Origin of the sequence: Lactiplantibacillus sp. YT640 (assembly GCF_049745435.1) — a bacterium.
In the GTDB taxonomy this organism is placed as follows: Bacteria; Bacillota; Bacilli; order Lactobacillales; family Lactobacillaceae; genus Lactiplantibacillus; species Lactiplantibacillus plantarum.
The window spans coordinates 1-15,024 of record NZ_JBMNVY010000021.1 but is presented as its reverse complement, the minus strand read 5'-3'; the positions used below and the strand labels follow the sequence as shown (position 1 = coordinate 15,024).

The window sequence follows — 15,024 nt, the reverse complement described above, 5'->3', positions numbered from 1 at the left end:
CGGGGGATTGTGATGCACATTGACATGGGGATGCTAGTCCTTATTTTCATCATCAACTTTGCTTACATTACGTTAAACACCGTACGTTTTTTGCTTGTAATGCGGGGTTATCGGTATTTTGCAGCTTTTGCAAGTGTCATTGAGATTACGATTTATGTGCTAGGATTATCATTGGTCTTAAATCGTCTCAATAATCCGATTAATTTAGTCGTATACGCGTTAGGTTACGGTGTCGGGGTGTATGTTGGGATGGTAATTGAAGATCGATTAGCGTTAGGGTATACAATGATTTCAGTCATTTTACCTGATCCCAAGTCGTCGTTACCGGGAGTGCTCCGTGAAAATGGCTTTGGGGTCACACAACACGCTGCTTATGGCTTAGAAGGTGAGCGGCTAGAACTGGAAATTCTGGCCCCACGGAAGAACGAACGGCGGCTGTATGGCCTGATCAAAGACGCGGCGCCCAATGCGTTTGTGATTGCGTATGAACCACGCTATATCTCCGGTGGCTTTTGGCTCAAGCGAGTTAAGCGACGCAATGCTCGCCGAAAAAAGCAGTGATAAACTTGCAACTGTGCGTGTCAGCAAGTATGATTGTTACAGGATAATGAGCGTTAAAATAATTCAATAATCAGATTATAATTATTTAAAGCATAGGAAAGTAGGGACTGAAGTGGACAACTCGATTTTAAACCCAGGTGGTACGCTTGGCATTATTGGAAGTAGTACTAATGGTGTTGGATTAGTAATTGCCGCGCGTAATGCTGGCATCAATGTCGGGGTATACGGCGATAACGAAAATACTGAGACCATGGAACTGGCAGATTTTCGCGTTGTCGGGGCCCTCAATGATCAACAACAGTTACAGAACTTCGCAGAACGTTGTGATATGGTGACTTACGAGTCGGAAACCATTGATGCGTCGGTCATTAATTTTTTGGCGGCCCATACCCGGGTTCCACAAGGCGCCGATGCGCTTGAGATTACACAGGACCGCTCTTTGGAACGGGCGTTTTTCAGCCAACTTAACTTGAATGTAGCACCGTCAGCGACAATTGTCAGTTTGGATGATGTTTATCAATCGATCGGGTCAATTGGATATCCTAGTATTTTGAAGCCGATTCAAAAGGGCTTGGGTCAAAATCGGCAACTGGTCATTAAGACGCAGACGGATATTGTCAAGGCGGCTGATCTGTTGGATTGGGGCACATACTTGTTAGAGTCATTGATTCCATATGATAAGGAACTCTCCGTTTTTGGCGCTAAGAGTGGTGATACGACAGCTTTCTTCCCAACCGTTGAAAACCGGTATCGTAATCATGAGCTAGTTGCCTCGATTGTGCCAGCTCAAATTGATTCAGCTGTGAATGACGAAATGCTGCGGATCACAAAGGAAATTAGTGATAACTTGAGTTATACGGGTGTCTTTGAAGTTGCCTTCTTCTTAACGAAGAGTGGTAATTTATACGTGAAGCGGATTGTCCCTGCGATGCATCAGGCGGGTTATGTCTTCGAACGTGCTACGAATATTAGTATGGCAGAACAACACTTGCGAGCAATTGCGGGACTGCCGTTAATGCCAGTCAAGCAGTTGATGCCCGTGGTTGCTGCTTACTTTACACCGGCTCAGGAGAGTGGCATTCGCACGCAGTGGCAGATTAAGACGAACTGGTTCTTTAATTTCTATCACCGAACGTTGTTACAAGCGCACCGGGCACCAGTCGCTGGCCACGTGCTAGTCGAAGCACCAAGTGTTAAAGAAGCACTCGAACAGATCGAAGACACAAGTATTTGGCAGTTTGGGCAAACGACGCCGGCTGATAATGAACCTGAAGCTGAGTAGTGTATGATCAGAACCTAGTTTTACGGATTATTACGGTTAAACTAATCGTACTGTTCGCACCGGGTGACCAGCTATTATGGGTAACCGTCGTGAATAAATAAAGTTCGAAATCCAATTCATTTTGTGAATTGGATTTTTTTAGCGGTTGGGGAGAAGCCAGCCAAATGGCGAGATACGGTTATCTGAGGGGGAATCGTTGAGATTGGCGTGGCGGGTATTTTGGTTAGAAATTGAGGGAGTCTCAAAATTACTTAAAGTTACGCAATATTGCCGTCAATTCGTTTCCCGTGAATAGTAGAAGTTGTAAAATTAACATAGGTGTCACTGACAATGGAAAAACCGCGATTTTTGTATGAGATGCTGACCTTAAAGTACAGCAATCACGGCCAAAATTTGCTATAATGTTTGGTGACTGATTTTTAGAAAGGGTGGCGAACAGCGTGTCGAAAGAAAGCCTATTGGCAGGAATGAATGACAAGCAGCAAGAAGCCGTTTTAGACACAGAAGGACCGCTACTAATTATGGCCGGTGCGGGCTCGGGGAAGACCCGTGTATTGACGCACCGGGTAGCTTATTTAATTGAAGAGCAAGGGGTCAACCCCTGGAATGTTTTAGCGATTACGTTTACGAACAAGGCCGCACGCGAAATGCGTGAACGGGTTGGTAAGCTGTTAGGTGAATCGGCGCAGGAGGTCTGGGTCTCAACGTTCCATGCCCTGTGTGTCCGAATTTTACGACGTGACATTGAACAAATCGGGTATAACCGAGCGTTCACAATCGCCGGCACTAGCGAGCAACGGACCTTAGTCAAACGAATCTTGACGGAACAAAATATCGATTCGAAAAAATTTGATCCACGGTCAATCTTATCCGCAATTTCAAATGCGAAAAATGACTTACAAACGCCGGAGATGTATAAAGAATCGGCTGCCAGTCCCTTTGAGAGTGTCGTGGCAGACGTTTATTTGCAATACCAACGTGAATTAGCGGCTGATCAAGCCGTTGACTTTGATGATCTGATCATGCTGACGATTCAATTATTCAAGCAGAATCCAGAAACGCTGGCGTGGTACCAAAACAAATTCCATTATATTCACGTGGATGAATATCAAGATACTAATAACGCACAGTATACGTTAGTCAACTTGTTAGCTGACAAATATAAAAATTTGTGTGTAGTTGGGGATGCGGATCAATCCATCTATGGTTGGCGGGGTGCCAACATGGAAAATATTCTCGATTTCGAAAAGGATTATCCGCAAGCTGACACGGTGATGTTGGAGCAAAACTATCGTTCGACAAAGACAATTTTGTCGGCGGCTAATGCAGTTATTAACAATAATTCAACGCGGCGGCCGAAGAAATTATGGACTGAGAATGAACCGGGTGACAAGATTTCTTATTATCGTGGTCAGAGTGAAAGTGATGAAACTCACTTTGTCATTGCCAAGATTCAAGAAAGCATGCAGCAGGACAAAATGGACTACGGCGATTTTGCGATCCTTTATCGGACGAACGCACAATCCCGGGTAATGGAAGAGTCACTCGTTAAGGCGAACATCCCCTATACAATGGTCGGTGGTAATAAGTTCTATGACCGTAAAGAAATTCGGGACGTCTTATCCTACTTGACTTTGGCAGTGAACGATCAAGATTCAATGAACTTTGAACGGGTCGTTAATGAACCTAAGCGCGGCATTGGTCAAACGAGTGTTGAAAAATTGCGGTTGTTCGCGGATGAAGCGGGTTATTCCATGTTGGAAGCAGCTAGCAATGTTGATATGGCTAATGGCATTTCAGCACGAGCGAAGGGTGCTTTAGCGAAGTTTGCAGCGACAATGAATGAATTGCGCGCTATGCGGGAATACTTATCCGTGACGGATTTAACACAAGAGATTCTTGACCGCACGGGTTACATGAAGGCGTTGAAAGATGCTAAGGCAACGAAATCGTTAGAGGCACAAGCCCGTATCGAAAACATTGAAGAATTCTTGTCTGTCACCAAACAATTCGATGATAGTTATCAACCTGAAGATGAAGATAGTGACAAATTCGTGGACTTCTTAGCGGATTTAGCACTGGTTTCGGATGTGGATAACGTTGAGGAAGAACCCCAAGCCGTGACGCTGATGACGTTACATGCAGCGAAGGGGCTAGAATTTCCGGTTGTTTTCTTGATTGGGATGGAAGAAGGTATCTTCCCACTGTCCCGGGCAATGATGGATGAAGACGAGCTGGAAGAAGAACGGCGGTTAGCATACGTTGGGATTACGCGGGCTGAGAAGAAGCTGTACTTGACCAATGCATACTCACGGATGCTTTACGGTCGGCGGCAGAATAATCCGGCTTCCCGTTTCGTTGAAGAAATCGAACCAGAATTACTCAAAAATGAAAATACGTTGGATGGTGCAAGTAGCACTGGTCCTAAAGTTCCATTTGGTGCGGATCGTGAACGGCGTGCTTTTACACCTTCATATAAAAAGAATCCAGTGGGGACGCGGGCCACGGTCAAGAAGGCTAGTGGCACGGGTGCTGACAAGAATAGTTGGTCGATCGGTGATAAAGTCAAGCATCGTAAGTGGGGAACCGGAACGGTCGTGAAGGTCTCCGGTGCTGGTGAAGATGCTGAACTAGACATTGCTTTCAAATCTGAAGGAATCAAGCGGTTATTAGCCGCATTTGCACCGATCCAAAAAGTACAGGACTAGTTAGGAGGACTGGCTGATGGCGGACAAACCCAACACAATGACGGTTGAGCAGGCGGCTGATGAAGCGGCTGCTTTACGGCAAACGTTAAATGAATGGCGTCGGCAGTACTATGACGAAGATGCGCCGAACGTTGAAGATAGTGTGTATGATCAAAAGTATGAACGGTTGGTCGAACTCGAACAAACTTTTCCACAGCTCGTTACACCGGATTCACCGACGCAATTAGTTGGTGGAACGGTTAAAGCAGGCTTTGATAAAGTGACCCATGAGATTCCGATGTTGTCATTGGGCGACGTCTTTTCACAAGCTGAGTTACAAGAGTTTGTTGATCGCTTGGAACAAAACGTTGGTCATCCAGTCGATTATAATTGTGAGTTGAAAATTGATGGTTTAGCGCTGTCGTTACGTTACGAAGATGGGGTGCTCGTTCAAGGGTCCACGCGGGGTAACGGTACGGTTGGCGAAGATATTACGGCTAATATTAAGACAATCAAGTCGATTCCACAACGGTTGACCCGACCACTGACGATCGATGTACGTGGGGAATGTTATATGCCTAAGGCAGCGTTTGCTGCCTTGAATGAACGCCGAGAAGCAGCGGGAGAACCAGTCTTTGCGAATCCACGCAATGCTGCGGCCGGTACGTTACGGCAGCTAGATTCACGAGTCGTGGCGGAACGACAGCTCAGCACGTTTATGTATAACATTGCCGACTACGAACCGTTAACCGCCCGTACGCAGAGTGACATGTTAACGGAGTTCGCAGATCTTGGTTTTGCCATCAATCCTGACTTTAAGGTGGCCCATTCGATGGCCGATGTCTTTAGTTACATTGACCATTATCAAAATGAACGGCCAGAATTAGCATATGGCATTGATGGCATCGTGATCAAAGCTAACCCGTTACCGCTGCAACGCTCACTAGGAGCGACAGTCAAGGTGCCACGATGGGCGATTGCCTTTAAGTTTCCACCTGATGAGCAGCCGACCCTTTTAAAGGATGTTGAATGGACCGTTGGCCGTACAGGAGTCGTTACGCCAACTGCGGTTATGGAACCCGTTCAACTAGCTGGGACGACGGTTGCGCGGGCTTCGTTACACAATCCCGATTACGTGGCGGCCAAAGATGTCCGCATCGGTGATACGGTCTTGCTACACAAGGCTGGCGATATTATTCCGGAAATTTCATCGGTTGATTTAGCCAAACGACCCAAGGATGCGCAACCATTAGTTATTCCAACCACGTGTCCGTCTTGTGGGGCGCCGCTGGTTCATTTGGAAGACGAAGTGGCTTTACGGTGTATTAACCCGAAATGTCCAGCACAAGTCCAAGAAGGGCTGGTTCATTTTGCCTCTCGCAATGCCATGAATATCGATGGCTTGGGACCACGAATCATTGCGCAACTCTATGCAAATCGGCTGGTTAGTGACGTTGCTGGTTTGTACCGATTAACTAAGGCACAACTGTTAACATTAGATAAAATAAAAGATAAATCTGCTGAAAAGCTCTTGACAGCAATTGACCGTAGCCGTGATAATTCACTTGAACGGTTATTGTTCGGTCTTGGTATTCGGCACGTTGGTGCTAAAGTGGCGCGGTTAATCGCGCAGCATTTTGGGACGATTGAGGCGTTGATGGCAGCTAGCCAAGAAGAGATTGCGGCGATCGATTCGATGGGCGATGTGATTGCGAACGCAGTGGTTCAATATTTTGAGAGCGACGAAGTTCATACACTCATCCGCGAATTGCAAGCAGTCAACGTGAATACCACTTATCAAGGCCCTAGTGCCACCGTGGCAGAAGATAGTAACAGTTGGTTTGCAGGCAAGCGGGTCGTGTTAACTGGTAAGCTGGAAAGCTTTACGAGGCCAGATGCGACTCAATGGCTACAAGCTCACGGCGCCACGGTTACGGGAAGCGTCTCTAAAAAGACGGATCTCGTGATTGCAGGTAGCGATGCCGGAAGCAAGTTGCAAAAAGCACAGCAGCTGGACATTACTGTATGGGATGAAGCCCGGTTCAGCGAAACAATGAGGGAGGATGCACAAGCGTGAATGTTAAACGCATACGCACGATTGGCTTAGTGGCAGTAGCTGCCATTGTTCTAGCCGCCTGCGGTAATTTAAAGAATTCGTCCTTTGGGTCGACTAGTAGTAGCACCACAACGACCGGAACGAAAACAACGACCACCACTGGAACTGCTGATAGTGAGTTCTATCAAGGCGTCATCAAAAATGGCCGTTATCGGACGAGTAAGTCGCGAGGCGTGGTCGTTTCGCAAAATGATAACGTCATGAATTTGAAGAGCTTCGAAAGTGGCTTATTGGACGTGTCTAAAAAGGTCTTTCCAACGAGTAAGTATGTCTTTCAAGAAGGGCAGTATTTGAGCTCATCGACAGTTGAAAATTGGCTCGGACGGAAATCAAGCAGCAATTCGGAGGGCTTGAACCCAGAGAATAACGGTAAGAAGGATCCGAATACTCGGAATCCGATTTACTTACAACAGCTTGAAGAACAAGATTATATGGTTCAAAATGGTAGTAAGTTATCGCTTGGCGGGGTCACGATTGGCTTGGGAATGAACTCGGCCGATTATTATACTAAGGTCGAATATGGGGCAACATACGAAACGGACATCTCAACGACTGAGTTAACGGCGCAAGGTAAGAAGATGGCGAATACTGTCTTACAGCGGTTGCGGCAACGTTCAGCTTTGAAGAATGTGCCGATTGTCTTGGCACTCTATAAGCAGTCTTCGAATGATAGTTTAGTTGGGGGCGACATGATTGCCTACGCGGTTTCTAAGAACGGCTCCACTTCGATCTCAAACTGGACGTCGTTGAATTGGAAGAATTATGTCTTCCCAGCGACCTCTGAGTCAAAGAACTCAGGTGCGAATAGTAATGATGAGTCGGACTTTAGTCAGTTTAAGTCCCACGTGCAGAATTTCTTCCCGAACTTGTCTGGCGTAACGGCGAATGCTCATTACAAGGACAAATCGTTGAGTAAATTAAGTGTCAACATCACGACTAAGTTCTACAGCGAAACGGAAATCATCAGTTTCACGCAGTACTTAGCAACGGCTGCTAAACGGTACTTGCCATCTGGTGTACCGGTTGAAATTACGGTTAAGAGTGCCAATGGTGACATTCAAAGCTTCTTAGCCAGAACGGCGAAGGGTAGTTCGTATTACACCCATGTCTTTAGTGACCAGGGCGACGATTAAACAATAATATTGAGTAAGATTTGAGAAAGAAGGAAATCTGATGGCTGAAGAACGAATTAATGCCGAACAAGTGCAACACGTGGCGAGCTTAGCCAAATTGGAGTTTACACCAGACCAATTAGCGATGTTCACACCGCAACTAGAAAAAATTATCGGCATGTTCGAAGAATTAAGCACAGTTGATACCACGGGTGTACCCGTTACGTCACGGATGAGTGATCATACGAATACGCTACGTGAAGACGTGGCAGTTAAGAGTGATGAAGCACTCCGGGAAGCATTGCTGAAGAATGCCCCAGAAACGGCCAATGGCTTGATCAAAGTGCCAGCAATTATTGATGAAAGTGGGGACGGTGAATAATGACTTATTTCGACCAAGATCTAACTAGTCTACACGCTGACTTGGTAGCCAAGAAGATCAGTGCCACGGAACTAGCGAAGGCCACTTTTGCGAATATGAATCAGGTTGACCCTAAGCTAGGGGCGTTCTTGAATTTAAATGAAGAACAGGCCTTACAACAGGCGGCTGCTTTGGATCAGAATGGCATCGACGCGAACAACGTTTTTGCTGGGATTCCGATGGCAGTCAAGGATAATATTGTGACGAAGGGCCTAACGACGACGGCGGCTTCTAAAATGTTGGAAAACTTCGTGCCGGTCTATAATGCCACGGTGGTTGACAAACTATTAGCAAGCAACGCGTTGATCGTTGGTAAGACCAACATGGATGAATTTGCCATGGGAGGGTCAACTGAAACGTCGGCGTTCCATGTCACTCGTAATCCTTGGGACATCAGCCGGGTGCCCGGTGGGTCTTCAGGTGGCTCAGCTGTCGCAGTGGCTTCTGGACAAGTGCCAGTTGCATTCGGTTCTGATACGGGTGGTTCGATTCGGCAACCATCATCATTTAACGGAATTGTCGGTATGAAACCAACGTACGGTCGGGTCTCACGCTGGGGGCTGATTGCCTTTGGATCTTCATTAGATCAAATTGGCCCAATGACACGGACAGTCAAGGATAACGCGGCCGCTTTGAATATGATTGCAGGTAACGATGTGCATGATACCACGTCATCCAAACAAACTGTACCAGACTTTACGGCTGGTTTGACGGGTGATATCAAGGGTATGAAGATTGGGTTACCAAAAGAATACATGGGCGACGGGATCGATCCTAAAGTTCGTGAAGTCATTCAACAAGCAGTCAAGCAGTTTGAAGACTTAGGTGCTACGGTTGAAGAAGTCTCCTTACCAAACAGTCGCTACGGTGTGGCTGCTTATTACATCATTGCGTCTTCAGAAGCTTCTTCAAACTTACAACGGTTTGACGGGATTCGTTATGGTTTCCGGGCTGACGATGTTAAGAATTTGGAAGATGTCTATGTCCGTAGTCGTTCCGAGGGCTTCGGTGATGAAGTTAAGCGCCGGATTATGTTAGGGACCTTCTCCTTGTCAGCTGGTTATTACGATGCGTACTTCCACAAAGCTGGTCAAGTTCGGACGATGATTATCAATGACTTTAATAAGGTCTTTGAAGATTACGATTTGATTATGGGACCAGTTGCACCAACACCGGCCTTTAAGTTGGGTGACGAATTATCTGATCCAATTACGATGTATATGAACGATGTCTTGACGATTCCAGTCAACTTGGCTGGGTTACCAGGAATGTCAGTACCAGCTGGGTTTGCAGACGGGTTACCAGTTGGCTTGCAATTAATTGGTAAGGCGTTTGATGAAAGCACAATGTATCGAGCGGGCTATGCCTTTGAACAAGCAACGCAAGTTTACAAGCAAACCCCGAAAGTCGGAGGTGCTAACTAATGAATTTTGTAACCACGATTGGTTTGGAAGTCCACGTTGAATTAAAAACGAACTCAAAAATCTTTAGTCCTTCACCCGTGCAATTTGGTTCCGAACCAAATGCCAACACGAACGTGATCGACTGGGGGTATCCGGGGGTATTGCCAACGCCTAACAAGGGCGTGGTCGAAGCTGGGATTAAAGCAGCAACGGCTTTACATGCTGAAATCGAACATCACACGTACTTTGACCGGAAGAACTATTTTTACCCGGATAACCCGAAGGCCTACCAAATTACGCAACATGAAAAACCAATTGCGCATGATGGTTGGATTGAAATCGAAGTTGATGGTAAAAAGAAAAAAATCGGTATCGAAGAGATGCATATTGAAGAAGATGCCGGGAAAAACACCCATGAAAACGACTATTCCTATGTCGATTTGAACCGGCAAGGGACACCGCTAATTGAAATTGTTTCTAAGCCTGACATTGCCTCCCCAGAAGAAGCTTATGCTTACTGTGAAGCGTTGCGGCAACGGATCCAATTTACGGGCGTTTCGGACGTTAAGATGGAAGAAGGTTCAATGCGGGTCGATGTTAACATTTCAATTCGGCCGGCCGGTTCCGACAAGTATGGTGTGAAGACCGAAATGAAGAACTTGAACTCCTTCAACTACGTGCGCAAGTCGTTAGAATATGAAGAACAACGCCAACAACAAGTTCTCATGGCGGGTGGCAAGATCCAACAAGAAACGCGGCGTTTTGATGAAACAACGGGCCAAACGATCTTGATGCGGGTCAAGGAAGGTAGCGATGATTACCGTTACTTCCCAGAACCTGATATTCCAGCAGTCGATATCGATGATGACTGGATTGCATCCGTTAAGAAGACCATTCCAGAAATGCCTGGTTCGCGGCGTGAACGTTACATCAATGAATTTGGTTTAACTGCTTATGATGCGGGTGTGTTGACCCAAACTAAGGAAATGTCTGACTTCTTTGATGCAACCGTTGCTGAAGGTGCGGATCCTAAATTAGCTTCAAACTACTTGCAAGGGGACGTTAACGCGTACTTGAACGAGCATAAAGTTGATTTGTTAGCGACTGACTTAACGCCAACTAACTTAGCTGGGATGATCAAGATGATTTCAGATGAAACCATCTCAAGTAAGATTGCTAAGAAGGTCTTTAAGGCCATTATGGCGGGCTCAGAACCTGTCCAATGGGTCAACGACAAGGGCTTAGTCCAATTGTCTGATCCGGCGAAGTTACAACCAATCGTTGACGACGTATTGGATAATAATCAACAATCAATTGATGACTTTAAGAACGGGAAAGACCGGGCCGTTGGGTTCCTCGTGGGTCAAATCATGAAGAAGACACGTGGTCAAGCTAACCCGAAAGTCGTCAACCAACTATTAATGACATCATTAAAAGCACGGTAGAAGCGTTGGTCGATAAGGTGTTGAGCCTCGATTGATGCATGTCCAGCGTTGGGGTAGAGATGAGACGCTGAACGCTTGACCGTGTGAGCGGAGGAATAGGAAACATGCGTAAACGGGCACGACTTATTTATAACCCGACTTCTGGACGTGAGGCATTGGCCCACGATTTAGTTGAAATTCTTGGTATCTTTGAACAAGCTGGTTATGAGACCAGTGCGTTCGCAACGACGCCCGCCCCTAATTCGGCGGCTGATGAAGCGCGACGTTGTGCCAAGGACGGGTTTGAACTGATTGTAGCAGCTGGTGGTGATGGGACCATCAATCAAGTAGTAAACGGGTTAGCCGGGTTAAAGCGGCGACCTAAGATGGCTATTATTCCGGCGGGTACGACCAACGATTATGCCCGGGCACTGCGGATTCCGCGCAATGATCCGGTTGCGGCGGCCAAGGTAGTCCTAAAGAACCAGACGGTTAAGATGGATATCGGTCAGGCTGGTGAACAGTATTTCATTAACATTGCGGCTGGGGGCATGTTAACGGAGCTGACCTATGACGTACCATCACAATTGAAGTCGATTTTTGGGTACGCGGCATACTTAGCCAAGGGTGCTGAGTTATTACCACGAGTAAAACCAGTTGAGATGGATTTGAAATATGATGGTGGTCATTATCAGGGCAAGGCTTCGATGTTTTTCTTAGCGCTGACTAATTCAGTTGGTGGCTTTGAGCAGTTAGTGCCGGACGCGTCATTAGATGATGGTAAATTTACCATGATTATTGTGAAGACGAGCAACCTTGCTAAAATGCTTCACTTAATGACATTAGTGCTCAATGGTGGCAAGCATATCAATGATCCAAGCATTATTTATGTGAAGACGAGCAAGGTCGTCGCCAAACCAGCTGACAAGGATCGCTTAATGATCAACTTGGATGGGGAGTACGGTGGTGATGCACCGATGACGTTCCGGAATTTGAAGCAACATATCGAAATGTTTGCCGATACGGATCGGATCCCCGATGAGGCAATCACGGATACGGATCCAGAGTTGGAAGACGCTGAGCGACACTTTGTCTCAGCTGTTGATCAGTTGCCAGCTGCAACTGAGGACGACGAAAAAACAGAATAACTTGCTTAAATTACCGTTTACCGATACAATGGTGGACGGTAATTTTTTTAAAAGTGTTACCGTCACAGGGACACGATTGAGCATTGCCTGACGATTTAATCGTTTGTCGGTTTAGCAATGATTTGTCAGTGGTGCAAAGCATGAGACAGCTCAAATTCGCGCGTTTTGACACTCACAGTAAGCAATTTGAATAGCATGTTTAATCAGTAAATGTTAACGACACTGCCAAGTGTGGCAGTATTAATGGCCATATCATTCGCTGCCCGGAGCAGTGGCTACCAGGCAGTAACTAAAAAATAATAAGTCACTAACAAAGAAAGCAAGAGGAAACAAATGAAAGTTAATTTACCAGTGCACAAGGGTGAAGTTTTAGACGTCACTATCATGGATTTAACCTATCAGGGTATGGGTGTTGCTAAAGTCGATAATTACCCAATCTTTATCGAAAATGCATTGCCAGAAGAAAAAATTACGGTCAAGGTCACGAAGACGACGAAGAACTTTGCGTTTGGTGATGTGGAAAAGATTAACCAAGTGAGTCCTCATCGGGTTAATCCTAAAGGGCGCGTTTATCGTCAAACCGGGATTGCACCACTACAACACTTGGAATACAGTGAACAATTGAAGTTTAAACAGCACCAGGTGGCCGAATTATTTGCAAAGGTCCACATGGATGATGTCGAAGTTTTACCAACGATTGGTATGGCCAACCCGACGCAGTATCGGAACAAGGCCCAAGTACCCGTACGACAAGTCCAAGGACAACTAACGACTGGTTTTTACAAGAAGAACAGTCATCAATTGATGCCAATTGAAGATTATTATATTCAAGATCCTGCAATTGATAAGGCTATCGTGGTAGTGCGCGACATTTTACGGAAATATCATGAGGCAGCCTACGATGAATTCCATCATAGTGGGACGATTCGGACGATCATGGTGCGGCGTGGGTATTACAGCCATGAGATGATGGTTGTTATTGTGACGCGAACGAAACACTTACCAATGGCTGACGTGGTCACACAAGAGATTCAAGCAGCGTTACCTGAAGTTGTCAGTGTGATTCAAAACGTTAATTCTAAGAAGACTAACGTGATTTTAGGGCCAGTTAACAACGTGTTAGCTGGTAAGGCCACTATCGATGATCAGTTACTGGGCCTGACATTCGCCATTTCAGCCCAGTCCTTCTATCAAGTGAACCCACAACAGACCGAAAAGCTTTATCAGTTAGCCATTGATCAAGCTGGTTTGACGGGTAATGAGACAGTGATCGATGCTTATTCCGGTATCGGAACGATTTCGTTAACAATGGCCCAACATGCCAAGCAAGTGTATGGTGTTGAAATCGTGCCAGCAGCCATCGATAACGCACGGCAGAATGCGGATAAGAATGGTATTACGAACGCGACCTTTGTTTTGGATAGCGCTGAAAAAGCCATGGCTAAATGGCAAGCAGATGGCGTTAAGCCGGACGTGATCGTCGTTGATCCGCCACGTAAGGGCTTGGACGCCGACTTTATCAAGAGTGCCGGTGAAATGGCGCCTAAACGGGTGGTTTACATTAGTTGTAACCCATCAACCTTAGTTCGAGACGTCCAACGGTTTGCAGAATACGGCTACCATATTAGTGCCCCAGTCCAACCCGTGGACCAGTTCCCACAAACACCACATATTGAATCGGTAACGGTGTTAGAACGCGAACAATAAGCATTTTAAAACTGGATTATTAATGAAATTATGAAAAGTGTGTTGGGTGCCTGATTATTTGTCGGGCAACCAACACACTTTTTTACTCAGCTTGAGGGCTAACTTTGAATTAGAAGCACAAAATAACCGTTTTTAAGCGCTGATATTGATTTGAATTCGTCCGATTTTAATAGACAGATCATTTAGAATCGGCTAATAAAACAGTTTATTGATAATTATAATTATTGCTTTAAATAATTTAATAAATAATGCGCTGTAATTGCTGTAAACTAGTTCACTGGAGCTGTTTGAGTCAAATTTAGCGTATTAAATTAAATAATTGTATTTATTGGTCAAAAAACACCCACAAAAACCATCAATTGTATTACTTTTGATAAAAGTATGTATTTCATCTCGGTTTTTGACCAGTTTGGGTTATAATGATAAACGAAATAAACCGATAAATGGGGGAGCATGATGGTAAAGAGAAGAACACTGACACAGGCAAAAGTATTAGCAACAGCTAATCAGTTAATTGAAAGCAAGGGAATTAACGGATTAACAATTCGGGATTTAGCGTTAGTTTTGGATGTGCGGCCGCAATCGATTTATAATTATGTTGATAGCTTGAGTGATTTATTAGATCAGGTTGGCCTCCAATTTGTTCAAAATGTTGCGGATCGTTTAACTGAAACAATCTCAGACGTTGACGGTGATGAGGCTTTGATGGCATTTGCTCAAGAATTCCGGGCGGCCTGCAACCAGCATCGGGGGTTGGCACCGTTATTACTTGACTTAAATGATAACCTAAGAATCCCACGGTCTCGTAAAGCAATTGTGCAGTTATACCAGGATATGTTTAAACCATTACAATTGGATGATTCGGCGCGGGTGGAGAATACCTTGTACCGTTCCACGTTGTTCGGATTCATTATCCAAGAGATTGGCGGCTTCTTTAAGATGCAGGGGACTGAACTTGATGAACGGTTCACGAAGGTGATGCAGTTAGCGATTGACCAGACACACTTACCTGCTGATAAGACGAAAAAATAATTTAAGATTCAGTGCGGCTATCTTAGCAGATAGCCGTTTTTTTATAGGACGAATTTACAATTGAAGTGCAACAAATGATCAAAAAGAAGACTCACAGCCTGAGTCCTTGTAAAATATAGTCACCACAACTT

The 15,024-nt window shown here is 45.5% G+C and carries 11 protein-coding genes; all 11 read left to right on the top strand.

The window, feature by feature from the left end; genetic code table 11:
- The first annotated feature begins 12 nt into the window (after positions 1-12).
- The 11 genes from ACOV1R_RS11815 to ACOV1R_RS11765 all read left to right on the top strand — a co-directional run bounded on the left by ACOV1R_RS11815 (position 13) and on the right by ACOV1R_RS11765 (position 14,893).
- Positions 13-561: a DUF2179 domain-containing protein gene (locus ACOV1R_RS11815; RefSeq protein ID WP_003644127.1), complete on the top strand. Its 549-nt coding sequence runs from the start codon at positions 13-15 to the stop codon at positions 559-561.
- Positions 562-673: 112 nt separating this feature from the next.
- Positions 674-1,843 (top strand): 5-(carboxyamino)imidazole ribonucleotide synthase, encoded by a 1,170-nt coding sequence (locus ACOV1R_RS11810; protein WP_003641337.1) that lies wholly within the window; start codon positions 674-676, stop codon positions 1,841-1,843.
- 440 nt (positions 1,844-2,283) lie between these two features.
- Positions 2,284-4,551, top strand: a complete 2,268-nt coding sequence (pcrA, locus tag ACOV1R_RS11805; RefSeq protein ID WP_003644128.1) for a DNA helicase PcrA — start codon at positions 2,284-2,286, stop codon at positions 4,549-4,551.
- Between the two features lie 16 nt (positions 4,552-4,567).
- Positions 4,568-6,607 carry an NAD-dependent DNA ligase LigA gene (gene ligA, locus ACOV1R_RS11800; RefSeq protein ID WP_003641339.1) on the top strand — a complete coding sequence of 680 codons (2,040 nt, stop codon included), beginning with the start codon at positions 4,568-4,570 and terminating at the stop codon, positions 6,605-6,607.
- The gene (locus ACOV1R_RS11795) at positions 6,604-7,779 is read left to right on the top strand and encodes a CamS family sex pheromone protein (RefSeq protein ID WP_054519082.1); all 1,176 of its coding nucleotides are present in this window, start codon (positions 6,604-6,606) and stop codon (positions 7,777-7,779) included. Before ligA ends, ACOV1R_RS11795 begins: the two co-directional genes overlap by 4 nt.
- Before the next feature lie 40 nt (positions 7,780-7,819).
- Positions 7,820-8,140, top strand: coding sequence for an Asp-tRNA(Asn)/Glu-tRNA(Gln) amidotransferase subunit GatC (gene gatC / locus ACOV1R_RS11790; protein WP_003641341.1), 321 nt, complete (start codon positions 7,820-7,822; stop codon positions 8,138-8,140).
- Positions 8,140-9,603 carry an Asp-tRNA(Asn)/Glu-tRNA(Gln) amidotransferase subunit GatA gene (gene gatA / locus ACOV1R_RS11785; RefSeq protein ID WP_015380037.1) on the top strand — a complete coding sequence of 488 codons (1,464 nt, stop codon included), beginning with the start codon at positions 8,140-8,142 and terminating at the stop codon, positions 9,601-9,603. The genes gatC and gatA overlap by 1 nt, the downstream gene beginning before the upstream one ends.
- The gene (gene gatB, locus ACOV1R_RS11780; RefSeq protein WP_003641343.1) at positions 9,603-11,027 is read left to right on the top strand and encodes an Asp-tRNA(Asn)/Glu-tRNA(Gln) amidotransferase subunit GatB; all 1,425 of its coding nucleotides are present in this window, start codon (positions 9,603-9,605) and stop codon (positions 11,025-11,027) included. The genes gatA and gatB overlap by 1 nt, the downstream gene beginning before the upstream one ends.
- A gap of 104 nt (positions 11,028-11,131) precedes the next feature.
- On the top strand, positions 11,132-12,154 hold the full coding sequence (locus ACOV1R_RS11775; RefSeq protein ID WP_003641344.1) for a diacylglycerol kinase: 1,023 nt from the start codon (positions 11,132-11,134) through the stop codon (positions 12,152-12,154).
- A gap of 333 nt (positions 12,155-12,487) precedes the next feature.
- Positions 12,488-13,861 (top strand): 23S rRNA (uracil(1939)-C(5))-methyltransferase RlmD, encoded by a 1,374-nt coding sequence (rlmD, locus tag ACOV1R_RS11770; protein ID WP_011101269.1) that lies wholly within the window; start codon positions 12,488-12,490, stop codon positions 13,859-13,861.
- A gap of 453 nt (positions 13,862-14,314) precedes the next feature.
- Entirely contained in the window at positions 14,315-14,893 is a 579-nt protein-coding gene (locus ACOV1R_RS11765) for a TetR/AcrR family transcriptional regulator (protein WP_003641346.1), read from the top strand.
- The last annotated feature ends 131 nt before the right edge of the window (positions 14,894-15,024 follow it).